Source organism: Micromonospora sp. NPDC047740, assembly GCF_043204735.1.
Taxonomy (GTDB): Bacteria; Actinomycetota; Actinomycetes; order Mycobacteriales; family Micromonosporaceae; genus Micromonospora.
Map to the genome: position 1 here is coordinate 195,394 of NZ_JBIDCT010000010.1, position 25,057 is coordinate 220,450.

Annotated in this window: 23 protein-coding genes; 6 read left to right on the forward strand and 17 right to left on the reverse strand. The window is 72.1% G+C overall.

The window, feature by feature from the left end:
• Positions 1–296: 296 nt before the first annotated feature.
• The 7 genes from ACGF4F_RS20370 to ACGF4F_RS20400 form a co-directional block, all read right to left on the reverse strand.
• A complete protein-coding gene (locus tag ACGF4F_RS20370) occupies positions 297–968 on the reverse strand; it encodes a DUF5946 family protein (protein ID WP_393079142.1) in 672 nt (223 codons plus the stop codon).
• A 476-nt stretch (positions 969–1,444) separates the two neighbouring features.
• Positions 1,445–3,682 (reverse strand): RNA polymerase recycling motor ATPase HelR, encoded by a 2,238-nt coding sequence (gene helR, locus ACGF4F_RS20375; protein ID WP_393079145.1) that lies wholly within the window; start codon positions 3,680–3,682, stop codon positions 1,445–1,447.
• A gap of 232 nt (positions 3,683–3,914) precedes the next feature.
• On the reverse strand, positions 3,915–4,382 hold the full coding sequence (locus tag ACGF4F_RS20380; protein ID WP_357438809.1) for an HNH endonuclease: 468 nt from the start codon (positions 4,380–4,382) through the stop codon (positions 3,915–3,917).
• 64 nt (positions 4,383–4,446) lie between these two features.
• Entirely contained in the window at positions 4,447–5,076 is a 630-nt protein-coding gene (locus ACGF4F_RS20385) for a maleylpyruvate isomerase family mycothiol-dependent enzyme (protein WP_357438807.1), read from the reverse strand.
• A 130-nt stretch (positions 5,077–5,206) separates the two neighbouring features.
• Complete coding sequence (locus ACGF4F_RS20390; RefSeq protein WP_357438804.1) at positions 5,207–5,491, reverse strand: hypothetical protein; 285 nt, start codon at positions 5,489–5,491, stop codon at positions 5,207–5,209.
• 44 nt (positions 5,492–5,535) lie between these two features.
• Positions 5,536–5,844: a hypothetical protein gene (locus ACGF4F_RS20395; RefSeq protein WP_357438801.1), complete on the reverse strand. Its 309-nt coding sequence runs from the start codon at positions 5,842–5,844 to the stop codon at positions 5,536–5,538.
• A gap of 75 nt (positions 5,845–5,919) precedes the next feature.
• On the reverse strand, positions 5,920–6,954 hold the full coding sequence (locus ACGF4F_RS20400) for a LacI family DNA-binding transcriptional regulator (RefSeq protein WP_357438799.1): 1,035 nt from the start codon (positions 6,952–6,954) through the stop codon (positions 5,920–5,922).
• Positions 6,955–7,235: 281 nt separating this feature from the next.
• Here ACGF4F_RS20400 and ACGF4F_RS20405 point away from each other — a divergent pair, with 281 nt between their 5' ends.
• Together ACGF4F_RS20405 and ACGF4F_RS20410 are read left to right on the forward strand one after the other, a co-directional pair.
• Positions 7,236–8,186, forward strand: coding sequence for a LamG-like jellyroll fold domain-containing protein (locus ACGF4F_RS20405; RefSeq protein ID WP_357438796.1), 951 nt, complete (start codon positions 7,236–7,238; stop codon positions 8,184–8,186).
• 38 nt (positions 8,187–8,224) lie between these two features.
• Positions 8,225–10,333, forward strand: coding sequence for a PQQ-dependent sugar dehydrogenase (locus ACGF4F_RS20410; RefSeq protein ID WP_393079150.1), 2,109 nt, complete (start codon positions 8,225–8,227; stop codon positions 10,331–10,333).
• A gap of 138 nt (positions 10,334–10,471) precedes the next feature.
• On the opposite strand, the gene ACGF4F_RS20415 is transcribed toward ACGF4F_RS20410, so the two are convergent.
• Positions 10,472–11,554, reverse strand: coding sequence for a hypothetical protein (locus ACGF4F_RS20415; protein WP_393079153.1), 1,083 nt, complete (start codon positions 11,552–11,554; stop codon positions 10,472–10,474).
• The gene (locus ACGF4F_RS20420) at positions 11,551–12,117 is read right to left on the reverse strand and encodes an RNA polymerase sigma factor (RefSeq protein ID WP_357438786.1); all 567 of its coding nucleotides are present in this window, start codon (positions 12,115–12,117) and stop codon (positions 11,551–11,553) included. Before ACGF4F_RS20420 ends, ACGF4F_RS20415 begins: the two co-directional genes overlap by 4 nt.
• Before the next feature lie 125 nt (positions 12,118–12,242).
• Here ACGF4F_RS20420 and ACGF4F_RS20425 point away from each other — a divergent pair, with 125 nt between their 5' ends.
• The gene (locus ACGF4F_RS20425; protein WP_357438783.1) at positions 12,243–12,749 is read left to right on the forward strand and encodes a SigE family RNA polymerase sigma factor; all 507 of its coding nucleotides are present in this window, start codon (positions 12,243–12,245) and stop codon (positions 12,747–12,749) included.
• Positions 12,746–14,107, forward strand: coding sequence for a hypothetical protein (locus tag ACGF4F_RS20430; RefSeq protein ID WP_357438780.1), 1,362 nt, complete (start codon positions 12,746–12,748; stop codon positions 14,105–14,107). The genes ACGF4F_RS20425 and ACGF4F_RS20430 overlap by 4 nt, the downstream gene beginning before the upstream one ends.
• Positions 14,108–14,147: 40 nt before the next feature.
• On the opposite strand, the gene ACGF4F_RS20435 is transcribed toward ACGF4F_RS20430, so the two are convergent.
• From ACGF4F_RS20435 to ACGF4F_RS20465, 7 genes are read right to left on the reverse strand one after another with little or no spacing between them, the layout of a single operon-like run.
• Positions 14,148–15,242: a glycerate kinase gene (locus tag ACGF4F_RS20435; RefSeq protein WP_393079156.1), complete on the reverse strand. Its 1,095-nt coding sequence runs from the start codon at positions 15,240–15,242 to the stop codon at positions 14,148–14,150.
• Positions 15,242–16,081, reverse strand: a complete 840-nt coding sequence (locus ACGF4F_RS20440; RefSeq protein ID WP_357438774.1) for a sugar phosphate isomerase/epimerase family protein — start codon at positions 16,079–16,081, stop codon at positions 15,242–15,244. Before ACGF4F_RS20440 ends, ACGF4F_RS20435 begins: the two co-directional genes overlap by 1 nt.
• Positions 16,078–17,241, reverse strand: coding sequence for a dihydrodipicolinate synthase family protein (locus ACGF4F_RS20445; protein ID WP_393079157.1), 1,164 nt, complete (start codon positions 17,239–17,241; stop codon positions 16,078–16,080). Before ACGF4F_RS20445 ends, ACGF4F_RS20440 begins: the two co-directional genes overlap by 4 nt.
• Complete coding sequence (locus tag ACGF4F_RS20450) at positions 17,238–18,389, reverse strand: Gfo/Idh/MocA family protein (protein WP_393079159.1); 1,152 nt, start codon at positions 18,387–18,389, stop codon at positions 17,238–17,240. Before ACGF4F_RS20450 ends, ACGF4F_RS20445 begins: the two co-directional genes overlap by 4 nt.
• Positions 18,390–18,414: 25 nt before the next feature.
• Positions 18,415–19,236: an ABC transporter ATP-binding protein gene (locus tag ACGF4F_RS20455; RefSeq protein ID WP_073833085.1), complete on the reverse strand. Its 822-nt coding sequence runs from the start codon at positions 19,234–19,236 to the stop codon at positions 18,415–18,417.
• Positions 19,237–19,243: 7 nt separating this feature from the next.
• On the reverse strand, positions 19,244–20,263 hold the full coding sequence (locus ACGF4F_RS20460) for an ABC transporter substrate-binding protein (RefSeq protein WP_357438762.1): 1,020 nt from the start codon (positions 20,261–20,263) through the stop codon (positions 19,244–19,246).
• 16 nt (positions 20,264–20,279) lie between these two features.
• On the reverse strand, positions 20,280–21,158 hold the full coding sequence (locus tag ACGF4F_RS20465) for an ABC transporter permease (protein WP_357438759.1): 879 nt from the start codon (positions 21,156–21,158) through the stop codon (positions 20,280–20,282).
• Between the two features lie 194 nt (positions 21,159–21,352).
• Here ACGF4F_RS20465 and ACGF4F_RS20470 point away from each other — a divergent pair, with 194 nt between their 5' ends.
• Both ACGF4F_RS20470 and ACGF4F_RS20475 read left to right on the forward strand, forming a co-directional pair.
• Positions 21,353–22,381 (forward strand): LacI family DNA-binding transcriptional regulator, encoded by a 1,029-nt coding sequence (locus ACGF4F_RS20470; RefSeq protein ID WP_393079164.1) that lies wholly within the window; start codon positions 21,353–21,355, stop codon positions 22,379–22,381.
• Between the two features lie 25 nt (positions 22,382–22,406).
• Complete coding sequence (locus ACGF4F_RS20475) at positions 22,407–23,573, forward strand: mandelate racemase/muconate lactonizing enzyme family protein (protein WP_387423998.1); 1,167 nt, start codon at positions 22,407–22,409, stop codon at positions 23,571–23,573.
• Between the two features lie 18 nt (positions 23,574–23,591).
• On the opposite strand, the gene ACGF4F_RS20480 is transcribed toward ACGF4F_RS20475, so the two are convergent.
• Positions 23,592–25,055, reverse strand: a complete 1,464-nt coding sequence (locus ACGF4F_RS20480) for a hypothetical protein (protein ID WP_393079167.1) — start codon at positions 25,053–25,055, stop codon at positions 23,592–23,594.
• Between the last annotated feature and the right edge of the window lie 2 nt (positions 25,056–25,057).

Genomic DNA, 25,057 nt, shown 5'->3' on the forward strand with positions numbered 1-25,057 from the left:
GGTATGAGGTTGTGAAGACATGATCTTTCTAGACCTGATCTCTCTAGACCTGACACGAGGCCGATGACGCGCGGCCTCAAACGCTGTATGACCGGGCGCACAAGGGCAGCCCGGCGGACCGACGGGAGCGTCGGCTACAGGTGAGTGGAAGAAGGTGTCAGGTCTAAAGAGCAGGCGGGGTCACGCGGTTTTGTCCTCTGTCCTCATTGCGACGGGCCGCAGGCAACCTACGGGGATGCGGAACGACGGCTCAAACGGTTTTCCGAACGAAGCTTCGTCAGTGCTACCGGGACCCCTCAGTGGCAGACAGATAGCGGAGGTAGCCCGTCAGCAGCGCGGGCATCTGGTCGGCGTGCGCTGCCAGGCGCGTGCTCTCGCTGGTGTGTGCGCTGAGGCCCTGAGCGGCGGTGCGGATGAATCCCCGTCCATCGCGCATGACTCGGCGTTCGTTCACACCGAGCGTCCGGTACCCGGCGAGGGACGAGCAGATGGTTCCAGGCCCGGACCTGGGTGTGGTGGTCCGACCAGGCGTCCCACACCGAGCGAGCCCACTCAGCGGCCAGGGCCGCGTGCTGGCTGTGTGGCGGCGCGAGGAGGTGCCGGTGCGTCAGGACTCCATCGAGATCCGGTGTCGCCAGGGGCGTGAAGATGTCCGGATGATTCCGCATCATCTCCTGGTGCATGGTCGACCCCTCCGAGACCGGCTGCCCGCACTCGAGGTAGAGGTCCATGGTCATCAGGCACAGCGCGGTGGTCTGCACCCCGATCCGGGTGCTCGGGTCCGCATGCAGGCACGCGTAGGCATCGACGACATACTGCCTGTACGCCAGCAGGTCCGGCGCGTAGAACGCGGCCTGCACCGCCCCGGCCTCGGCCACGCACTCCCCGGTCGCAGCCCGGTTGGGCACGACCGGCAGGCCTCGGTCGGTGTGGGTCAGGCCGCATCCGGGGCAGGTGATCAGGCTCATGTCGTCTCCAAGGGCGCAACGCGTCGAGGGTCTGGACGTACGGTGGCGCGTCCGGGTCACGTGCTGCCCCGCCTGCCGCCGACGTTGACGTGCGCGTCCGGTGCCTCATCGGGCCTCCAACAGGGCGTCGGTCCACACCCGGTACGAGGCCCCCACAGCCACAACGTTCCATGGCAAGGAACGTAGAGCCGCCCGTCGCGTGAGGGTCAACCCCATCCATCCCCAACGGAGTCGGCGCGTTTGGTGGCACGTTCGTTGGCGGAGCCCTCCACCCACCGGCCCGGATTATCGGATTGTAGTTACCAGTAATCCATTAATAGAAACGGACAGATCCGGACAAGATACTGCTACATCATAATGACAGTTCTTTGGCGTAATGAATGAGGCTGCTGTAAATCCGACCTCGCATCAGGGGTGCCGGCCTGGGCACGCCTGGCCGTTACAGGGCCGCCGATCAAGCCCAGGCCGACACGTGGTCAGGGTCTGGTGAGGATGACGAGTTGCTGGGTCGCCCGGGTCATCGCGACATAGCGGTCGACCGCGCCTTCGACGCCGTTGCCGAATCCCTCGGGGTCGACGAGGACGACCAGGTCGAACTCCAGCCCCTTCGACAGCTCCGGCGTCAGCGACCGGACGCGGGACGTCGCCCGGAACGCGGGATCGCCGATGACACACGCGATCCCGTCGGCGTGCGCGGCGAGCCAGCTGTCGAGGATCGAACCCAGATCCGAAACAGATCCGTGTACGACGGGGACGTCGCCGCTGCGGACGGAGGTCGGCACGTTGGCGTCCGGGAGCACGGCCCGGATGACCGGCTCGGCTTCCGCCATGACCTCTTTCGGCGTCCGGTAGTTGATGCTCAGCGAGGCCAGGTTGATCCGGTCGAACCCGATCCGCTCGAGCCGCTCCTGCCACGACTCCGTGAACCCGTGCCTGGCCTGGGCGCGGTCCCCGACGATGGTGAAGCTGCGGGACGGGCAGCGGAGCAGCAACATCTGCCACTCCGCGTCGGTCAGTTCCTGCGCCTCGTCGACGACGATGTGCGCGAACGGGCCGGCGAGCACGTCCGGGTCGTGGGCGGGCGGCGGCGCGACGCCGTCGGCCAGGGCGTCCTGCAGGTCCCCTTGGTGCAGCATGGTCATCAGGCCCTCGCCGTCGTCGTACGCGGCGGAGGCGATCAGGTCGTCGACGACCTGGGCCATCTGCTCGCGTCCGACGGAGGCGGCGGCGTCATGCCGGCGCCGGCGCTCAGCGGCCTCCGCATCGCCGAGCCGCTGCCGCGCGGCGTCCAGCAACGGCAGGTCAGAAACCGTCCAGGCCTGGGCGTCCGCGCGCTGGAGCTTACGGATGTCGTCCGTGCTGAGCCAGGGGGCGCATCTGCGCAGGTAGGCGGGTACCGACCAGAGGTCTCCGACGACGTCGGCCGCGTCGAGCAGCGGCCACGCGCGGTGGAAGACCGCGCGCAGTTCCCGGTTCCGCTCCATCGACGCGCGGAACCGGGCCTCCGGCTCGTCGCCGTCGTACTTCTCGAGCAGGATCGTGAGCAGCGCGTCCCAGATCTGCTCGCGCGCCTCGTTGTGCGGCGTGCCCGGATCCGGCGCCTCGAACGCCTCCGCCCAGTCGTCGGCGCTCAGCCGGATCTCGGACCACTCGGTCGCGACCGTCATCCCCTTCGCGGGCGGCTCCTCGTAGAACCGTACGGCCGCCTCGATCGCCTTGACCATGTCGGCGGACGACTTCAGCGCGGCCACCTCCGGGTCGACCTCGATCCTGGCTGCGGCGCCCTCGGGGACGAGGTCCCGCAGTGTGCAGGTCTGCACGTCCTCCTCGCCGAGGCTGGGGAGGACGTCGGAGACGTACGCCAGGTAGGGCTGGTGCGGGCCGACGAACAGCACGCCGCCCCGGCGGTGACCGAGGCGAGGGTCGGAGTAGAGGAGGTACGCAGTGCGGTGCAGGGCGACGACGGTCTTCCCCGTACCGGGGCCGCCGTCGATGACGAGAGCGCCGGCGGATCCCGCGCGGATGATGGCGTCCTGGTCGGCCTGGATGGTGCCGAGCACGTCCCGCATCCGGGCCGACCGGTTGCCGCCCAGGCTGGCGATGAAGGCGGACTGGTCGTCGAGCGCGGCGTGCCCTTCGAACCCGTCCGGGGTGAACACCTCGTCCCAGTAGTCGGTGATCCGGCCGCGGGTCCAGCGATACCTGCGGCGGCTCGCCAGACCCATGGGGTTGGCGTGGGTCGCCGCGAAGAACGGCTCGGCCGCGGGGGACCGCCAGTCGACCAGCAGCCGGCGACCCGCGCCGTCCGTGAGGCCGAGTCGTCCGACGTACCCGGGCTCGGGGTCGTCCGCACTGACCATGCGGCCCAGGCACAGGTCCCGGCTGAAGCGGCGCAGGGCGCGCAGGCGAGCGGTCAGCCGGTGGATCGCCTGGTCCCGGTCCAGCGCCTGCCGGCCTTTGCCGCCGGGCGCCTTGAGTTCGGCATCGAGACGGCCGGACAGGTCGGCGATCGTCTGCTCAAGGCTCTCCGCGATGGCCGCGAAATGCTGCTCGTCGCCGGCGATGAGCGCCGGGTCGGCCTTGGGGGAGAGGTGGTCGGGAAGATCAAACGCGCTGGTGGTCAGCGGGGTCACGTCATCAGCTCCGATCTGAGGCCGCAGCCGTCGTCGTGGTGCCCGCGCAATACGTCGACGCACGCATTTCGCGGTTCCCATTTCGTCAAGTTCTGGCCTCGGCCGGCGATTCTGCGGCACGACCCGGGTCTTGCCGCAAGCCCCCCAGTGCGCTATATGTTGATAGTGGCAGGGAGTAGGTGCTCTCCCTGCTTTTCTGTTTATCGCCCCCGGTGGATGGGCCATCTCCCCGCGAAGCGGCAGCATTCTGCGCGACGGCATCGCCAAGAGCGTCAGCGAGCGTTCTCCACCCAGCTGGGTGCAGGTCCGCTTGTCAATCCGTTGGGCGGCCGTAGCTGGCGCGGGCCTCCGCCACCTGGCGGGCTTGCCGGTCGCGCCACCGCTTCTGCGCATCGCTGTTGCAGCGCCGGCAGACCTTGCGATAGCGGCCGGTCCGGGGATCGATCTCGCGGTCGTGTCCGTTGCGGCACTGCGGTTGCTGTTTCCGGTTGCCACGGTTCTCGCCATGACCGACCTGACGCAGGTGGGTGGGCTCGATACAGTCCGGCACGCCGCAGACGTGGTGAACATCCAGCGCCGGGTCGTAGCCGCCGACGAAGACGACGAACGCGGCGATGTGTGCCCACGCCCGACCCGCCACCTTCTGATATACGCCGCGCTGGTTGCCGTAGCCGCGCACGACGAGGCAACCGTCTTCCGTGCGGGCTGAGCGGTCGCGCAGGTACGTCCGGAGCGTTTCCTCGGTGAAGTGGCGAGACAAGCCCTTGATCTGCGACAGCACGTCGTGAGGGTAGAGGGCTCCGCTGACTTCGGTCGCTCGCGCGTGAGTCGGCGTACTCAGGCGCTCACCGGGTCGAGCGGGCGCGCAGGATCTCCGCACCCTCGCCGGCCAACTCGGGCAGGACGACCAGTCGCCCGGTGAGGGCCAGCAACAACGCCTCCACCGTGCCGCGGACCTCCGGCCCGTCACCCCGGGCCCAGTCCAGGTCGGTGGCCGCGAACCGCAGCCCGGCCCGGAGCCGGCGCGGCCCGAACGCCACCGACCGGCGGCTGACCAGGAAGTCGAGCGAGGTCCGGGCGTGATCCGGGTCGAGCTCGGGCGGCAGGCCGAGTGGGCGGCGTACGTCCTGGCCATGCACCTGCAGGTCGGTGAGCTGGCCGAAGAGGCCGACCACGGGCGGCTTGAACGGGTTGCGTTCGTTGCGGCGCAGCTCGGCCACCACTTCGGCGGTCGGCCGCCGGGCGATCCTGCGGGCCAACTCGGCGTTGGCCCGGTGCAGGTTGAAGCGGCTACGCAGGATCAGCGGCAGGAACCAGCGGGGAGGCGTGGCGAACGGGGCGATCAGGTGGCCGGCCACCTCCTTGACCGTCCACTCTCCGCAGAGGCTGGGCGTGTCCAACTGTTCCGGCGTCAGCGAGTCGATCAGGTCGGCGAACCGGCGTCGTTCCGCCGCGACCATGTCCAGAAGAGCCACCCCGGCGACGCTACCGGCACACCGCACCGCACGCCGCCCCGGCGTCCGGCCGCCCAACCTTCAAGCCAGGTCGGGTTTGAACGTGCGCCGGGGCGGCCTCGCGCCGCGAGGCCGCCCCGGGACTGCACCCTCACCGCTCGGTGCGGTCTTCGATCTCGGTACCGGACTCCTCGGGCAGGGCACCGATCGCCTGCTCGGCGGCACGGCCGCCGGTGCTCTCGTCACCCAGGTTGAGGTCGCTGCGGGGCATGCCCTCCACCCCGGCGGCGATGCCGGTGCCGTCCGTTGGGCCGGCGGTGCGGGAATCACCGGTACGGCCCCGCGCCACACCGCGTTCGTCCAGGCGCTGGTGCGCGGTCTCGCCCCCCAGGTGATCGGCTCGGGACTTCGCCACGCGCTTGATGTCGTCGCTCATGTCGCCTCCCGTGTGCTGGCTGTCGAGCTGGCCGGCGGTGCCGGTCAGCGGCCGATGGCCGGCCGACCCGGGCCGGGCGGGCCCGGTCGTGGCGCCGCCGTCTGGGCAGCTGGACCACCCGAGGACTCGCGGCGACCCACCCCCTGGCCGTGGTGTATGCCCTCGTCCGTGCCCGGATCGCCGGGATCGGCCAGGCTGGTGTCGATCGGCCCGCCGGTCGGTTCGGACAGGCCGGCCCGGCGCAGCGCGGTGACGAGCTCGTCGTGTGACATCCGCTCGCCACCCGGGATCCCGGCGGCGTACGCGATGGCGCGCAGCGTCGCCAGGTCCTCATCCACGAAAGATTCGGCCATGCCGGTGCCTTCCCGGGGCTCGGGCCGGGAAACCCGCCGCCGCCGGTTTGTCGCCGTATCGCGTACCCGGCCCGGTCAGCCGGCCGGCGCGGGGCCGGTCGAGTCGCGGACGACCAGGGTGTGGCCGGTGGGCCGGCGGCGGGGGCGGGTCGACCTGGGCTTGAGGGCGAGGGTGAGGGCCATCCGTCCCATTTCGGTCATCGGCAGGCGTACCGTGGTGAGGCTCGGGGCGAGGTCGGCGGCGACCGACACGTCGTCGAAGCCGACCACCGACATTCGTTCGGGCACCGGGATGCGCCGGGCCCGCAGGATGGACAGCACGCCGATCGCCATCGCGTCGTTGAGCGCGATGATCGCGGTGCTGTCCGGATGCTGGTGCAGGATCCGCTCGGCGGCCACCCGGCCACCGTCGCGGGTGAAGTCGGAGTGCACGACGGGCAGTTCGTCGAGCGAGAGCCCGTGCGCGGACAGCGCGGCGGCGACCCCGGCGAGCCGGTCGGCCACCGTGGTCAGTCCCGGCGTGCCGGCGGCCACGGCGATCCGCCGGTGGCCGAGTCCCAGCAGGTGTGCGCCGATCGCCCGGCCGCCGGCCTCGTTGTCGGGTGCGACGGCGTCGACGCCGAGGGCGTGCCGGCCGATGACGGCGACCCGGCCGCCGGCGCGCTGGAACGCGGCGAGTTCGGTGCGCGCCTCGCCCTCCACGCGCGGGTCGTCGTAGCCGGACCCGGCGATCAGGATGATGCCCACCTGCTGAGCGATGAGGTGCCGCAGCTGGCGCAGCTCATTCTCGGGGTCGCGGCCGGAGTGGGCGATCTGGACCAGCAGCCCCTCCTCGGCGGCGACCTCGACGACCCCGCTGGCGATCTCCGAGAAGTAGGGGTCGTCGATCTGGTGGACGATCAGGCCGACCGTGGAGCTGGCACCGCCGGCGAGGGTGCGGGCGTACGGGTTGGCGACGTAGCCGAGCTCGCGGGAGACCTGCCGGACCCGGTCGGCGACCTCCTCGCTGACGCCCTCGCGGCCGGCCAGGGCGCGGGAGGCGGTCGCCAGCGATACGCCGGCGCGTTCCGCCACGTCGACGAGGCGTAGCCGCGCACCGGGTTTGGGCATCCACGAACTCCTGACGTCACATTGATCCGCACCGGGCTCTTGCCTGTGGCGTAAGGCACAGCATAGAGTACGAAAGCGCTTTCGTAAGCGCTTTCGTACGTGCGGCACCGCCACTGCCCGACCGCCGTCCGGCGAGCGTCACCTCGCCCGGCCAGCGGCCCGGGCGGCCCTCAGTCCTGTCCAGACGTACCTCCAACTTCAGCGACCGGAGCACGGTCCCGCGCCTCACGTAAGCGCTTTCGTCAGCGACCACCACGCACCGACGAACGGAGCACCGTCCAATGAGAAGAAGCAGAAGGGCAGCCATCGCGGCCACCGCCCTGCTGGGCCTGGCCCTGACCGCCAGCGCGAGCCCCGCCCAGGCCGACCGGCCCGGCCCGCACGACGTCCACCCCGCCCTGTGGTCGCATCTGGTCGCGTTCTACGACTTCGACCACCCGATGCCCGGCGACGCCGCGCTCGAACGGGACCTCGGCCGCTCGAGCACCGAGATCGAACTGGTCAACGGCGGCGCGGACATGCGGGTGCCCGACCAGGCGTACAAGAACAGCGGCAACGCGTTGCAGACCCGGCAGGTCAACCCGGAGGCCGCCGGCAACGACGACTGGAAGGCCGGCACCTGGTCGTCCAGCGGCGTACGGACGCTGCGCGCGTTCAGTGGCGCCGAGGGTACGACGGTGATGGGCTGGTTCAAGCGGGAGATGGACGGCCCGGCACCGAACTCCACCACCGCCAACCCCACCGACCGGTACAACGCGATCGGCCTGGCCGGCGTGCTGACCGGCGACTCCGACGGGCACGGTGTGCGGGCCCTGCTCGAGCTGATCGACGTCAACGGCGAGCTGCGCCTGGTCGCGCTCGGCCGGCGCCTCGACGGCGGATCCTCGCAGACGTTCGCGGCGAGTGAGGACTGGCGCACCCTGCTGCCGAAGGGGGAGTGGGTGCACCTCGCCGCCACCTACGACTTCACCACCGGCACCATGGCGCTCTACCGCAACGGCGAGCCGGTCGACGGCTTCTACACCGTCGCCGGTGACCCGTGGAAGGTGTCCGGGCCCGGCCCGCACGTCACCAGCGCCACCGACCCGCGCGGCATCAAGATCGGCGGGAGCTTCCCGCAGAACAACCTCGAGCGCAACCCGTGCGACTGCCGCATGGACGGGCTCATGTTCCTCGACAGCGTGATCCCGGCGAGCGACATCGCCAAGCAGTACCGCTACATGGCCCGCTGACCGTTCCTCGGTCCGTCCCACCGAGAAGGAGAACCCGCGTGTTCATTCGCGCTGGCAGCACCGGCAGGCTCCGCAGAGCCGCCCTCACCGCCGGGGTCACTGCCGCCACCCTCGTCCTGTCCACCCTGGTCGCCGGACCCGCCCGGGCCGCCGGCGCCGTCTACGACCCGATCCCCGAATCGCCGATCCAGTCCCAGTTGGGGCTGGTGCTGGAGGAGTACGCCAGCTTCCCGCAGTCGAACCCGAACCCGGCCCCCGTCGACCAGCGGCTGGTCCGCAAGGCCCGGATCAACACCATCAACGAACTGCCCGACGGCTCCGGCCGTCGCGCCGTGCCGGACCTCAACGGCAACCTCTACTTCGTCGAGAACGGCGTGCCGCACGTCTACCTCGACGTGGCCGCGACCTTCGCGCCGCAGTTCTTCTCCGGCCGCGGCCTCGGCCAGGGCTTCGGGTACGTCGCGTTCCACCCGGACTTCGCGCACAACGGCCGCTTCTACACCATCCACACCGAGCAGGCCTCGCTCGCCACCCGGACCCCGGACTACGCCCAGCCGAACACCATCTACCAGGGCGTCATCACCGAGTGGACGGCCACCGACCCGGCCGCCGACACCTTCTCCGGCACCCACCGCGAGCTGCTGCGCATCGGCTTCGGCGGCCAGATCCACGGCATCCAGGAGATCAACTTCAACCCGACCGCGAAGCCGGACGACGCGGACTACGGCATGCTCTACCTCGCGGTCGGTGACGGCGGGCAGGGCTACCGCAACGGCGACCCGCAGAACATGGGCATGCCGCACGGCAAGCTGCTGCGGATCGACCCGCAGGGCACCAACGCGCCCAACGGCCGGTACGGGATCCCGGCCGACAACCCGTTCGTCGGTCGGGACGGCGCGCTCGGCGAGATCTACGCGGTGGGCTTCCGCGACCCGCACCGGTTCAGCTGGGACCGGGCCACCGGCCGGATGTTCCTCGGCCACATCGGCGAGCACGCCATCGAGTCGATCTACGAGGTTCGGGCCGGGGACAACTTCGGCTGGAGCGAGCGCGAGGGCTCGTGGGTCTTCGACAAGACCGCGACCAAGCCCTGCGACAAGCTCTACCCGCTGCCGGCCGACGACGCGAAGTACGGCTACACGTACCCGGTCGCCGCGTACGACCACAACCCGGCCCCGGGCTGGAACTGCACCTCCGACGTGGGCGTCGCGGTGGCGGGCGGCTTCGTCTACCGCGGCCACACCCTGCCGGCCCTGATCGGCAAGTACGTCTTCGGTGACCTGGTCGACGGCCAGATCCTCTACACCCAGGCGGACGAGATGCGCCGCGGCGAGGGTCTCGCCCCGATCCACCGGCTCGCCCTCTACACCACCGCCGGCGACCTGGTACGCATGCGCGACCTCTCCGGCCCGGGTGCGCCCGGCGACCCGAACCGGGTCGACCTGCGCTTCGGCACCGACGCGGCCGGCGAGCTCTACATCGTGGCCAAGGCCAACGGGAAGATCTGGAAGGTGGTCGGCACCAAGAAGGTGGCGAAGGGCGACGTGGGCAAGACCAAGGTCGTCCACACCGGCGGCGCCGAGAACTGGACCCCGGTGACCCCGTCGAAGTGGCAGTTCGACGGCGACCAGGTGATCCTCGCCGAGGCCGGCGTGAGCCGCCCCGGCCCGCGCCGCCCGTTCGAGTACGCCCTCCTCAACAAGGGCCCGTCGGCCTGGTCGTCGGTGCAGATCGACGCCCGGGTACGCCTCGACACGCCCGTGGAGGTCAGCAACCGGGACATCATTATCGTCTTCGGCTGGCAGTCGGACACGCAGTACTACTACGCGCACCTGTCGACCGACAACACGATCTACCCGCACAACGGCATCTTCAAGGTCAACAACGCCGACCGGGAACGCATCGACCACCAGTGGAACGGCCGCTCCCGCGGCGCCAACCCGGCGATCACCGACGCCGACTGGCACAAGGTGCGGGTCGTGCACCTGCCCGCCACCGGTGAGATCGCCGTCTACGTCGACAACGCCAAGGACCCGCTGCTGACCGCGAAGGACACCACCTTCGGCTCCGGTCGGGTGGGCTTCGGCTCGTTCGACAACATCGGCCGTACCCGCCTCTTCACGGTCACCGGTACGCCGGCGGCCTGACCAACGCACAGCCCGGGGGCGGCGGCGCATCCGCGCCGCCGCCCCCCGCGTCTCAGGGTGCAGGAGCACGGGCCGTGCGTACCTCCGGAATTCCGCCACCAGGCGGCCGCTCTCGCCGGCACGACCGGCGATGACCGGTCAGTCGCAGCCCAGCCCCTGGGCGTACCCGGCCGGCGGGTGTCCGGCGGCGACCTTGTCGGCGATCTCCCAGAACACCTCCGGCCAGTCACCCTTGTCGTTCACCTCGTGCAGCACCCGCCATTTGTGGCTGCTGCGCAACGCATCGGCGGCGCGCTGGAGTGCGGCGTCGTCGCCGGCCCGCCTCGCGCGCAGCCATTCCGCGATCCAGGCGCAGCCGACGCGGGAAGTCACCTGGGCACCGAACTGGTAGGAATCGTTGGTGCCGACGTCATTGAGCGCAGCGACGTCGAAGTTCGGCGGCAGCGGCACGTCGGCGAGCACCTTGGCCGCCTGGGCTTCCACGCGGGCCGGCGTGACGATCTCCGGCGGAAGCGCCGCCAGCCAGGTGCGCACGTCGACGCGCACCACGTCGGTGAGGACCTGGTCGAACGTGTCCCGGGTCCAGTGGCCTCCGGTACGGAGTTCGACGAAGACACCGTCGCGGGGGCGCAGCATGACCGCGAAGTCGTCCGCGCTGTAGCGGAAGAGGTCACCCGGCCAGCTGTCGACCGTCACCGGTTCCGGCGCGCTGACGTGGAGCCGGTCGGTGCGGTAGCCGTCGTACTGGCCTGCGGGGTACCAGTTCATTTCCAACTGCCGCCCGCCGTTGCTGAAGTCGACGGTCCCCTGCTGCTCGGCGAACCCGTAGACGGTGGTCACCTGCCAACCGGGCTGGTCGATGAGCAGCCGCGGGTTCTCCTCGGCGGCCTTCATCGCCACCGGCGAGTAGACGACGGGGGTTCCGGCACCGGGGATGCCGGTCGGGGCCGCCTGCTGATCATCGGGATGCTGGCGAAGCACGGTGGACACGGCGACGATGCCGATGAGAACCGCGGCGGCGGTCAGCGCGCCCGCGAAGCGGCGGACGATGCCGCGGTTCGCCGGGGAGGGTGGTTGCGGTGGTGCGACGACGCGGTGGAACGTCGGCTCGGACATGATCTCCTCCAGGAGGGCCTGCTTCGCCCCGGCGAGGTGCCCGATGACATCGGGCGGGTAGGGGTCGGCATCCCGAACGATCCGGTCGAAGTGCTCCTCGGTCATCTGCCCTCCTTCGGGGTGGACGCGGTCAGGACATCGAGTACATGTCCCGGTGGGCCGAGGTCGTCACCGACGAGATCGCGCAGCCTGGCTCGCGCCCGTGACAGGCGGGTGCGGACTACGGCCGGGTCCAGCCGAAGGACCGCGGCCGCCTCGCGCGGCGCCAGGCCCTCCCAGACGGTGAGCATCAGCAACTCCCGGTCCAGCGGGTTCAGCCGGGCCAGCGCGGCCTGGACGGCGAGCCGTTCGGGCACCTCACTGCCCGGGTCGGCGGGCATCGCCGCCGTGATCCGTTGCCGTAGCCGCTCACCCAGCCGCTGCCGGCGGACGCCGCCGCGGTGGTGATTGGCGAGTACGCGTCGGGCCACGCCGTACAGCCAGAGCCGGGCCTCATCCTCGGCGGGTAGGTCACGTCGGCGGCGCCAGGCCACCAGGAAGGCCTCCGCGACCACGTCGGCGGCGTCCTCGGGGTGCTCGACGCGCCGCAGGGCGTACGCCAGCAGCCGCTCGAAGTTGGCCGCGTAGACGAGTCGGAAGTGGTCCTCGTGCTCGGTCCCGGAGCTCACCTTCACCCCATGTCCGGTCGGTCGCCAATCGTGACAGGCACCGAGTCATCCTGGACCGAACCTCGTCCAGCGGCGCCACAACCGAACCGGGTCCGGGGCCCCTCTTAGTGTGGTGGGAGGCCGGGTTGCGGAGTGAACGAGAGTACGTCGAGTACGTCCAGGCACGCATGTTGTGGCTGCGCCGGCTGGCGTACCGGCTGTGCGGGCAGTGGTCGGCCGCCGACGACCTGGTGCAGGAGTGCCTCGTCGCGCTGTACCGGCACTGGCGGAAGGCGACGGCGGCGGACTCGCTCGACGCGTACGTCCGGGCGATGCTCGTCCACGCGTACCTGGCCGAGCGGGAACGGTCCTGGACCCGCCGGGTCCGGCCGGTGGCCGACGTGATCGCGCCCGCGACGGCACCGCTGGCCGGTGCCGACCACCGCGTCGACCTGCTGGCCGCACTCACCAAGCTGTCCCGGGGGCAGCGCGCGGTGCTGGTCCTGCGGTACTGGGAGGACCTGGACGTCGCGCAGACCGCCGCCGTGCTGGGCTGCTCGGCCGGGACCGTCAAGAGCCAGACCTCGTACGCCATCGCGGCGCTGCGCCGCCTGCTGCCGAACTACGTGCCGGGAGGGTCGGACACACCATGAGAGACCAGTTCGCCACCCTGCCGGATGATCCGCCGCCGCTGCCGCCCGGCTACCTGGACACCGTGCTCGCCCGGGGCCGCCGCTCGGTCCGGCGCCAGCGGATCGGCGTCGCCGCTGCCTGGGCGATCGTCGTGCTCCTCCTGGCCGTCCTGGTGGTGCCCGGCGTCCCGCTCCCCGTCCAGCCAGCAGCCCCGTCGACGAAGCCGAGCCTGCCGGACCGCTTCGCCGGGTACTCGATCCTCACCAGCACCGTCGCGTCGGCTCCGCCCGGCCGCGCGATCGCCCTCTACGGCTACGGCAACGGCGAGGCGTTCAACATGTTCCAGTCGTTGGTCGTCGGGGCCGACGGGGACACCTACCGGCAGGTCGACGCCATGGAGGAGCGGGACCGCCCGTCGGCGCTGCTCGACCCGGACGGCACCCGCGTGCTGCTCGGCGACGAACGCGGCGCGACCGCCGACCTGATCCTCGTCGACCTGACCACCGGCAAGCGCCGGTCGATCCCGCTCGGCGACCCGGTCGGCGTGCGGCTGCTGGCCTGGTCGCCCGACGGCCGTCACGTAGCGTACAGCGCCGCGCCCGTCATCCGCACGGACGAGTTCGGCACCGTCAACGTCGTCGAGGCCCAGGTGGCCCGCACCGGCACGCTGCGGCTGCTCGACCTGTCGACCGGGCGCAGCACGGAGCTGCCGGCGATCAAGCCGGCGTGGACGGCGGCGTTCGCGCCGGACAGCCGTCGGCTCGCCGTGCAGGTCGGCCAGACGGCCCACCTCGTCGACGTCGACGGCCGCGAGTACGGCAGCGTCCCGATCCCGCGTGGACGCGAGCTGGCCGCCGACGTCGGCTGGTCGCCGGACGGCACGTTCCTCGCCACCGTGCCGTGGCTCACGGACGGACCGTTCAACGGCACCTCCGGCGGCAACACCAGCCACGGCACCTTCCTGTGGAAGGCCGGTGACGTCGAGTTCGTGCCCGTCTCCGGTGGCGGCACGGCACCCGCGCCCGTCCCGGACGTGGTGCAGCTGCTCGGTTGGCGCTCGGTGGGCAGCGTGGTCGTCGCGACCATCAACGCCGCGGGCCAGGTGGCGCTGGTCGAGGTGCACCTCGGCGCCGGCACCCGCCGGACCCTGTCCCGCTTCGACACCGGTAGCACCTGCGAACTCGGCACCCAGGGATGTCAGGTCTTCGACCTGCACCTGGCCACCGGACTGCTGACCGACCTGACGGTGCGGCACGCCGGTCGCCCACACCGCGGCCCCTGGCCGATGGTCCTGAACGCCGTCGTCGGCGTCGTCGTCCTCGGCGCCGCGTTCCTGCTGTGGCGCCGGAGACGAACCCGACGGGCCCGATTGGAATAGCCGCAGCCACCGCCCGGCGCATTTCCCGGGTGTCTCGGCGTCAGAGTGCGCCGAGCCGGTCGGCCAGCACGCCACCGGCCTGGACCAGCCAGCGCGCCGGGTCACCCAGCGCCGCGTCGACTGAGCCGGCGAGCTCCACCAGGGACACCGCCGCCGACACCGACCCGGGCACCGGCCCGCCGACCTGCCCCGCGGCCACCCCCACGGGCACGGCGGCGGACGCGGCTGCCGCCAGCAGCGAGCCGACCACCTTGCCGGTCAGCGAGGTCTCGTCGAACCGTCCCTCACCGGTGAGCACCACGTCCGCGCCGGCGAGCGCGTCCGTCAGCCCGACCAGTTCCCCGATCATCGTCGCGCCCGGCACGATCCTGGCCCCCCACAGCGCCGCGAGGCCGTACGCGGTGCCGCCCGCCGCCCCGGCTCCCGGCTCGTCGGGGTGGCCGCCGGCCTGCTCGGCGAGCCGGCGCAGCGCCGCGTCCAGCAGCGTCACGTCGGCCGGTTCCGCGCCTTTCTGCGGCCCGTACACGGCGGCGGCGCCGGCCGGGCCGGTCAGCGGCGCGGTCACGTCCACCAGCAACTGCACCCCGCCGGGCGGCGCGGGCAGCAGTTCGGTGGTGTCGACGTGGTCCAGGTCGGCCAGGGCGGCGCCGCCGAGCGGCAGGTCCCGGCCCTGGGCATCGCGCAGCCGCAGCCCCAGGGCGCGCAGCGCGCCGGTGCCGCCGTCGGTGGACGCCGAGCCACCCAGGCCGATGACGAGGCGGGTGGCCTGGGCGTCGAGGGCGGCCCGGGCGACCGCGCCGAGCCCGTACGTGTGTGCGTGCAGCGGGTCCGGGGCGGCCATCAGCGGCAGCCCGCTGGACTGGGCGAGTTCCAGCACGGCCGCCCCGTCGGGCAGCAGCAGCCAGGCGGCGGTCACCGCCCGGCCGTCCGGCCCGGGCACGGCCACCGTGCGGCGTTCGGCGTCGGGCAGCGCGGCGGCGAAGGCGTCCACGGTGCCTTCGCCGCCGTCGGCCAGGGGCAGCAGCCGTGTCTCGTCACCGGGCCGGCGGGCGAGCCAGCCGCTGGCGAGGGCCCGGGCGGCGGCGTCGGCGCCCAGGCTGCCCTTGAACGAGTCGGGTGCGACGACGAGGCGCATCAGTCGGCCAGCACGAGCCGCAGGTAGCGGTCCTTCATGGTCGCGAGGACCTCGTCCGGGTCGGTCGCCCACACCTCGGCGTTGAAGATCTCCACCTCGGTGTCGCCGGTGTAGCCGGCCTGCTCGACCGCCCGCCGGAACGGCGGGAAGTCGATGTGGCCGTCGCCCATCATGCCCCGGCCGAGCAGCACGTCGGCCGGCAGCGGCGTGAGGAAGTCGCAGACCTGGAAGCTGGCGATGCGCGCGCCGGCCCGGGCGATCTGCCGCCACACGTCCGGGTCCCACCAGATGTGGAAGGTGTCGACCACGACGCCGACCTGCTCGACCGGGAACGGTTCGGCGAGGTCGAGCGCCTGCCCGAGGGTGGACAGGACGGCCCGGTCGGCGCAGTACATCGGGTGCAGCGGCTCCAGCGCCAGCCGGACGCCGCGTTCGCCCGCGTACGGGGCCAGCTCGGCGAGCGCGTCGGCGACCCGCTGCCGGGCGCCGCGCAGGTCGCGGGAGCCGGGCGGCAGGCCGCCGACCACCATGACCAGGCAGTCGGTGCCCAGGCCGGCGGCCTCGTCGATGGCGCGCCGGTTGTCCGCCAGCGCGGCGCGGCCGGCGTCGCCGTCTGCGGTGAGGAAGCCACCGCGGCACAGCGACGACACCCGCAGTCCGGCGTCGGCGACGAGTTTCGCGGCGGCGGCCACGCCGATCTCGGCCACCGGCTCGCGCCACAGGCCGATCGCCGGGATGCCGGCCCGGACGCAGCCCTCGACGGCCTCGCGGACCGACCACGACTCGGTGGTGCGCTGGTTGAGCGACAGCCGCGCCAGGCGCGGGTCGACGGCGCTCACGCGCTCACCCCGGCGACCGACAGGTACCGGCGCATCCGCTCGACCGCCAGGTCCGGGTCGAGCAGCAGGCCTGCGGTGTCGGCGAGGCGGAACGCCTGCACCAGGTGCGGCACGCTGCGCCCGCTGTGCAGCCCGCCGACCATGGTGAAGCCGGGCTGGAAGCCGTTGAGCCAGGACAGGAACGCGATGCCGGTCTTGTAGTACTGGGTGGGCGGGGCGAAGACGTGCCGGGACAGCGGCACGGTCGGGTCGAGGATCTCCCGGAAGCCGGCGGTGTCGCCGGTGTCGAGGCGCTGCAGCGCCGCCGACGCGGCGGGGGCGATGGCCGCGAACGCGCCGAGCAGGGCGTGGCTGAACTGCCGGCCGTCGCCGGCGATCAGCTCGGGGTAGTGGTAGTCGTCGCCGGTGTAGACCCGGACGGTCGGCGGCAGCAGTTCGCGTAGCCGGACCTCCCGCTCGGCGTCGAGCAGCGACACCTTCACCCCGTCGATGACGTCGGCGTGGGCCTGCACCAGCGACACGAACGTCTTGGTCGCCTCGTCGAGGTCGGTCGAGCCCCAGTAGCCGGCGAGGGCCGGGTCGAACATGTCGCCGAGCCAGTGCAGCACGACCGGCGCCGTTGTGCCGGCCAGCACCTGGTCGTAGACGCGCAGGTAGTCGTCGGGGCCGGTGGCCAGCGCGGCGAGCTGCCGGCTGGCCATGACGACCGCGGTCGCGCCGCACTCCTGGACGAAGGCGACCTGCTCGGCGTACGCGGTGACGACGTCGTCGAGGGTGTCGGGCAAGCCGGTCAGTTGGTCGGTGGCCGCGCCGGCGACGATGCGTCCGCCGCAGGCGGCGGCGTCGGCGGCGCTGCGGCGGATCAGTTCCTGGGTGGCGGCCCAGTCGAGGCCCATGCCGCGCTGGGCGGTGTCCATCGCCTCGGCGACGCCGAGTCCCCAGGACCACAGGTTGCGCCGTACGCCCAGGGTGGCGTCCCAGTCCAGCCGGGCGGGCTGGCCGGGGGCGTTGTCGGCGTACGGGTCGGCGACCACGTGTGCCGCGGCGTACGCGATCCGGCTGGCCGGGGGGCCGGCCGGCCGCTGCCAGCCGGCCGGTTCGCGCAAGGTGAGGGCCTCGGTGCCGCCGCCGGGGATGGGCAGGGTGATCCGGGCGGTCACCGGGTGATCTCCTCGATCTCCACCCGGCGGCCCTCGCGCGCCGACCGCAGGCCGGCTTCGGCGAGCTGCACGCCGCGGGCGCCGGCCAGGAAGTCCCACGGGAACGGCTCGTCGTCGACGACGTGGCGCAGGAACGCCTCCCACTGGACCTTGAACCCGTTGTCGAAGTCCGCGTTGTCGGGGACGGTCTGCCACTGGCCGCGGAAGTTCTCGGTGACCGGCAGGTCCGGGTTCCACACCGGCATGGGGGTGGCGCCCCGGTGCTGGATGCGGCACTCGCGCAGCCCGGCCACGGCGCTGCCGTGGGTGCCGTCGACCTGGAACTCGACCAGCTCGTCGCGGTAGACCCGTACGGCCCAGGAGGAGTTGATCTGGGCGGTGATGCCGCCGGCCAGCTCGAAGATGCCGTACGCGGCGTCGTCGGCGGTGGCCCGGTAGGTCTGGCCGGTCTCGTCGACCCGCTCGGGGATGTGGGTGGCGATGTGCGCGGTCACCGCGGTCACCGGAGCGAAGATCTGCTCCAGCACGTAGTGCCAGTGCGGGAACATGTCGACGACGATGCCGCCGCCGTCCTCGGCCCGGTAGTTCCAGCTCGGCCGCTGGGCGTCCTGCCAGTCGCCCTCGAACACCCAGTAGCCGAACTCGCCGCGTACCGACAGGATCCGGCCGAAGAATCCGCCGTCGACGAGCCGCTTGAGCTTGCGCAGGCCGGGCAGGAACAGCTTGTCCTGCACGACGCCGTTCTTGATGCCCTTGGCGGCGGCGAGCCGGGCCAGTTCCAGGGAGCCGGTCAGCCCCTCGGCGAGCGGCTTCTCGGTGTAGACGTGCTTGCCCGCGTCGATCGCCGCCCGGATGGCCTTCTCCCGCTGGGCGGTGACCTGCGCGTCGAAGTAGATCTGGTGGGAGTCGTCGGCGAGCGCGGCGTCCAGGTCCGTCGTGTACGACGTCAGCCCGTGCCGGGCGGCGATCTCGGCGAGCTTGGCCTCGTTGCGGCCCACCAGGGTCAGCTCCGGCCAGATGCGGCTGCCGTCGTGGGCCGGCAGTCCGCCCTGCTCGCGGATGGCGAGCAGGGATCGGACGAGATGTTGGCGGTAGCCCATCCGTCCGGTCACGCCGTTGAGGATGATCCCGATAGACGTGCGCTCCACTGTGTTTCCTTCCCAGGTCCGGTGGTTATTCGGCGGTCGTCGTCGCACCCAGGAGGTCCCGGATGCGTCCCGTGGCGCGCGCGAACTCCGGCTCCGACATCGTCTGGCCGTAGTCGCGCTCCACGGGGAGGTCGACGTCGATGACCTCGGCGACGGTGCCGGGTCGAGGGGTCATGACGATCACCCGGTTGGCCAGGTAGACCGCCTCGGCGATGGAGTGGGTGACGAGCAGGACGGTGGTGCCGGTCTCCCGCCAGATGCGCCGCAGCTCGACGTTCATCTGCTCGCGGGTGAGGGCGTCCAGCGCCCCGAAGGGCTCGTCCATGAGCAGGACCGGGGGGCGGTGCAGCAGCGCGCGGCACAGGGCCACCCGCTGCTGCATCCCGCCGGACAGTTCGTTCGGGTACGCGTCCTCGAAGCCGGTCAGGCCGGTCATCGCGATCAGCTCGTCGACGCGCTGGCGTACCTGCGCCTTGGGCAGGCGCCGCATCTCGGCCTGGAGCAGGATGTTCTTCCGGGCCGTACGCCACTCCAGCAGGGCGGCGCGCTGGAAGACGTACCCGATGTCGCGCCGCGGCCCCCGCACGTCCTCGCCGTGCAGGCGGACCTGGCCGGACGAGGGCCGCAGCAGGCCGGACACCAGCTTCAGCAGCGTCGACTTGCCGCAGCCGGAGGCGCCGACGATCGAGACGAACTCGCCGGGCTCGATCCGCAGCGAGACGTCGCGCAGCGCGGTGACGTCCTTTTTCTTGGTACGGAAGCGGACCGCGACCTGGTCGATCTCGACCGCGGCGCCGGTCGCCGTGGCGTCAGCGGGCCGCTGCGTGGTGGTGTTGCCGACCGTCATCTCGGGTTCATCCCTTCGGCGCGAAGCTCGCGTCCCAGTAGGTCGCCGGGGACTCGGCCTTGTTGATCACGCCGGCGTCGGCGAACACGTTGATCGTCTTCGTCCAGTCGGCTTCGTCGTTGATGCCGGGCGCCTGGCCCTTGGTGGCGTCGGTGTGCAGCAGCTGCAGGGTGGCGTTGAACTGGTCGGTGAGCACCTTCTCCGACGGCAGCTGCTGGGAGGCGCCGGCCATGGCCGCGACGGCGCCGGCGGCGTCCTTCTCGGCGGCGGCCCAGGCCTCGCTGCTGGCCGCGACCATCCGCTTGACCAGGTCCTGCTTGTTCTTGATGGTGTCGGTGGAGGCGATCAGGCCGTTGCTGTAGAAGGTCAGGCCGTTCTCGGCGAACTTGAGGTAGGAGACCGGCTTGCCGGCCTTCTCCTGCATGGTCGGGCCCTGGTCGGTGGCGAAGCCGAGCAGCGCGTCGGTCTTGCCCGACATGACGGCGGCCATCTTGCCGGCCGGGTCGGTGTTCTGCAGGGTCACGTCGGAGGGGGCCAGGCCGTTGGCCTTGAGGAAGGCCGGGAAGGTCTTGCTCAGCGCGTCGCCGGCGGTGGAGGCGATGGTCTTGCCCTTGAGGTCGGCGGGGGAGCTGATGTTCTTGTCGCTGAAGAACTGCACCGACGACGGGGTGGTCTGCAGGAAGACGCCGACGCTCTTGACGTCCATCCCCTGGCCCACCGCGGAGAGCAGGGCGGGGGTGTCGGCCCAGCCGAAGTCGGTCTGCCCGGCGGCGGTGGCCTGGACGGTCTTCTGCGAGCCCTGGCCGGCCTGGATGGTCAGGTCGATGCCGTGCTTGGCGAAGATGCCCTGCTTTTGACCGTAGTAGAACGGGGCGTGCTCGCCGTACGGGTACCAGTTGAGGGTCAGGGTGACCTTGTCGTGGCCCTGGGCGGTCTTGGCCTGCTCGTCGGAGGACGAGCCGCAGCCGGCGGTGGCGGCCAGTATGAGGGCCGGCACGAGCGTGGCGGCGAGGGTGCGCAACTTCATGGGACGGGTCTCCTATTCAGAGCGACGTCGTAGCGGCGTCGGTACGGCGGCTGGCGTGCCATGGAAGGACGAAGTACTCGAGCAGTTCCACGACCACGAACAGGACCACGCCGAGCAGCGACATGATGAGCAGCCCGGCGAACAGCGTCGGGGTGTCGAGGTTGCCGTTGGCCTGCAGGATCACGTAGCCGAGGCCCTCGTTGGCGCCGACGAACTCGCCCACCACGGCGCCGGTGACGGCCATCGTGGCGGCGACCTTGAGGCCGGAGAACAGGTGCGGCAGGGCGGCCGGGAAGCGGATCTTCCGGAAGGTCTGGCCGGGGCCTGCGCCCATGGTCGCCGACAGTTGCAGCATCTCCGGGTCGATCGACTTGAGGCCGGTGACCGTGGAGATGACGATCGGGAAGAAGGCCATCAGGACCGCGACGACGACCTTCGGGGTGAGCCCGAAGCCGAGCCACACGATGAACAGCGGCGCGATCGCGATCTTCGGGATGACCTGGGCGAACAGCAGCAGTGGGTAGAGGCTCTTCTCGACCGTCGGGGAGTACACCATCACGACGGCGGACAGCACGCCGACCACGATGGCGATGGCGAAGCCGAGGATCGTCTCGTAGGTGGTGATCCAGGTGTGGTGGGCGAAGTAGCCGGTCTGGGCGAGGACGACGTCCAGCGTGGTGCCTGGCGCGGGGACCAGGTACGGCTTGACCAGGTCCGCCGCGGTGACCGCCCACCAGGCGACGAAGATGGCCGCGAGGACCGCGGCGGGGCGCCAGGTGCTCTGGACGAACCGGAGCAGGCCGCCGCCGGCCCGACCCCGGCGGCGGGCGGCCCGCGCGGGGGTGCGGGCGGGAGCGGTCGGCTCCCGTTGCTCGATGGTGCTCTGCGCGGCCATGACCCTCCGTTCTCCCTGGCTGTCCGGCGGTTCCGGGTACTCAGCCGCTGGGTAGGCGCGTGCCGTCGGTAGGGCCGAGGACGTCCGGAAACTCCAGGTCTCGGCCCTGAATGCGCTTTCAGTAAGCGCTTTCAGGGTGCTACGGTAACCACGCCGAAATAATCCGGTCAAGAACTTCCGCAGGGGGAAAGTCCATGCAGCCACGGACGCACGTGACCCTGGAAGACGTGGCCAGAGCCGCCGACGTCTCGCTGGCCACGGCCTCCCGGGCACTCAACGGCATGCGGGTGACCCCGCAACTGCGGGACCGGGTGCTGGCGGCGGCGGAGCAGTTGGCATACACGCCGAACGCGCACGCCCGCGCCCTGGCCGGCGCCTCCCACCGCACGGTCGGCGTGATCTGCCACGACGTCAGCGACCCCTACTTCGCCGCGGTGGCCGGCGGCGTCATGCGCATCGCCGGCAACAACGACCTGCTGGTGATGCTGGCCAGCACGTTCCGGGACCCGGAACGGGAGATCGCGTACGTGTCGATGCTGCGCGCCGAGCGGGCGCCGGCCATCCTGCTCATCGGTTCCGGATTCGAGGACTCCCGCTGGGAGCGGGCCCTGGACGCCGAGCTCAAGCCCTACCTGGAGGGTGGCGGGCGGGTCGCCGTGGTCAGCCGGCACCGCAGCCTGAAGGTCGACAGTGTCCTGCCGGAAAACCGGGCCGGTGCGGCCGCCATGGCCCGCGCCCTGCTCGACCTGGGGCACCGCCGGTTCGCGGTGCTCGCCGGGCCGCCGGCGCTGACCACGGTCGCCGACCGGCTGGGCGGCTTCCGCGACGAGCTGAAGAAGGCCGGCGTGTCGCTGGACCCGGCCGACATCGTGGAAGGCCCGTTCACCCGCGACGGCGGGTACGGCGCCATGACCGAACTGCTGGCCCGCCGGTCGACCGCCACCTGCGTGTTCGCGCTGACCGACGTGATGGCCATCGGCGCCTGCGCGGCCCTGCGCGACCACGGCCTGTCCGTGCCGGACGACATCTCCGTCGCCGGCTTCGACGACATCCCGATCGTCCGCGACCTCACCCCGCCGCTGACCACCGTCGCGCTGCCGCTGCAGCAGCTCGGAGAGAAGGCGATGGAACTGGCGCTGACCGAGAACACCGGACGACGCCGGCGGATCCTGCGGATGGGCGGCGAGGTGGTCGTCCGGGCCAGCACCGCCAAGCTGACCTGATCCCACCCGTACGAAAGGCCCACCCGTGACCCCTCTTGCCACTGCCCTGGCCGGACTGACCATCGACTCCGTCGAGACGTACGCCGTCGCGCTGCCCACCGTGCGCTCGTTCGGGGTGTCCGGCGGGTCGGTCGCCGTCGCCGGCACGCCCAGCATCCGCGTCCTGGTCAAGGTCAGCGCCGACGGTGTCGCCGGCTGGGGCGAGGCCACCCCGATCCCGGCCTGGACCTATGAGACCGCCGAATCCATCGTCACCACCATCGACCGGTATCTCGCCCCGGCGGTGCTCGGCCGCCCGGCCTGGGACCTCGACGGCGTGACCGCCGCATTCGACCGGGCCGTCAACCGGGGCTTCACCATCGGCGCGCCGCTGGCCAAGTGCGCCGTCGACGTCGCGCTGCACGACCTGCTCGGCCGAGCGCTCGGCGTGTCGGTCGGGGTGCTGTGGGGGCAGCGCCGCCGGGAGAGCATCGAGCTGGGCTGGATCGTCTCCGGGCAGACCGCCGGCGAGGTGGCCGACGCGGTGGCGGAGGGACACGCCCTCGGCTACCGGGCGTTCAAGGTGAAGGTCGGCCTGCACCGCGAGGCCGAGGACGCCGCCGTGGTGCGGGCGGTCCGCGAGGCCGCGCCCGAGGCCGCGCTGTGGGTGGACGCCAACCAGGCGTACACCGTGGACGCCGCGCTGCGGATGGCCCGCCGGCTGGCCGACCTCGACGTCACCGCGTTCGAGCAGCCGCTGCCGGCCAACGACGTCGCCGGGCTGCGCCGGCTGCGGGAGGCCTCTCCGGTGCCGGTGGCGCTCGACGAGAGCCTGCGCCACCCCAGCGACCTGGCCACCTTCGTGAAGCTCGACGCGGTGGACGTGGCCATCGCCAAGGTGCAGCGCAGCGGCGGGTTGACGCTGTCGCGGCGGCTGTGCGCCCTGGCCGAGGACTCCGGCGTGCGGCTGATGGGCTCCGGGCTCACCGACTCCGACCTGGGCCTGGCCGCCTCGGTGCACCTGTTCGCGGCGTACGGCATCGACACGCCGGTGGACCTCAACGGGCGGCAGTTCCTGGAATCGTCGTACGCCACCGGGGCGACCGTGCAGGTGCGCGACGGCGTAGCCCAGGTGCCGACCGGGCCGGGGCTCGGCGTGGACGTCGACGAGTCGGTGGTGAAGGAACTCGCCGTCGACGTCCTGGCCAGGTAGCCGCCGGCCAGCCCCGGCTCAGCCCCGGGCGGCGCCGAGGCCCAGCAGGACGGCCAGCCCGAGGGCGCTGCGCGGTGCGTACGGCACCCGCCAGAGCCCGCCGTGCGCCGCCCCGTGCGCCTCGTCCCGCCACGGGTGGTCCTGGGCCGGGCCGCCGCCGGTGCGCAGGTCGTGCACGAGCAGCGCGGCCATCAGGGTGTTGCTGGTGGCCGGGTCGAACACCTCGATGCCGAACCGGTGCGCGCCCGCGTACGCGGCGGCGAGCGCCCGGTTGCGCAGCACCGAGCGGGTACGCGTCGGCGGCGCCACCGTGAGCGACACCGTCGCCCCGGCGTCGCGTGCCACCGCCGCCCGCCACCGTTGCAGCCGCTTCGCGAGGGCGTAGTTCGGGCCCTGCTGCGGCACGAGGCTGTCGTTGATGCCCGGGTCGGCGTCGGGCGGGTAGTTGCGGTGCAGCAGTCGCCCGCCGGAGAGCACCCGCAGTGACCGGCGGGCCAGGCCGCGGGCCGCGTACCCCCGCTCGGCGTGCGCGACCGCCTCGGCGGGGACGGCGTACACGTCGGTGGGGGTGGCGAGGAAGGCCAGCGCCAGGTCGTCGCGGCGCTGCTGCAGGTGCCGGGTGAGCGCGTCGACGGCCATGGCGACCCGCACGTTGGTGGCGCCGTCGGCGTAGACGTAGTTGCCGAGAACGAGCGGGCCGTCCACGCCGAGCAGCCACTGCGCGGCCTGCGGCAGCCGATGCAGCAGGTCCGCGCCGGCGGCCGCGGCGAGGGCCTCGTCGTCGTCGCCGGTGCCGGGGCGCACCGGCAGGTGCAGCCGGCCGCCGTACCGGTGGGCGGTGCGCAGCAGCCGCCGCCAGATGTCCGGCCGCGGCAGGTCGACCGCGACGACGTCGCCGCCCCAGCGCAGCACCGACGGCAGGGGACCCATCTCGGCGCCGGCGCCGAGCACCACGATCCGCTGGTCGCGCAGGTCGAGCCAGTCCGGGTTGGCGATGACCACGCGGACCGCCTCGGCGCAGGACGGCTCGATCACGCCGGCGGCGACCCAGGCGTCGAGCCGGCGGTGCAGCTGATCGCCGCGCAGCCGCTGCCCGCGGTACGGCAGCGACAGTTCCCGCTCGGGCTCGCCGGTGCCGGTGACCGTGGCGGTGTCCAGCGGCGGCTGCCCGGCGCCGGCGGCGAACACCTCGTCCAGCGGGAATTCCGTACCGCCCTCCGCGACGACCCGCATCCGGGCGTGCAGGGCGGCCAGGCCGTCGCGGGCGATGGTGACCGCGGCGTCGCGGGAGAGCAGGCCGGCCTCGACGAGCCGGCGGAAGTGGACCAGATAGCCGTGCCGCCAGTTGGTCTCGTGTTCGGCCGAACGCGCGCCGACCGGGTCGACCGCGCGCAGCGCGTCGGCGACGACCGCGCGGCCGAGCGCCGTGGTGCTGCGGGTGCCGTCGGTCTGGGGGAACACCACCCCGGTCGGGCCCTCCACCG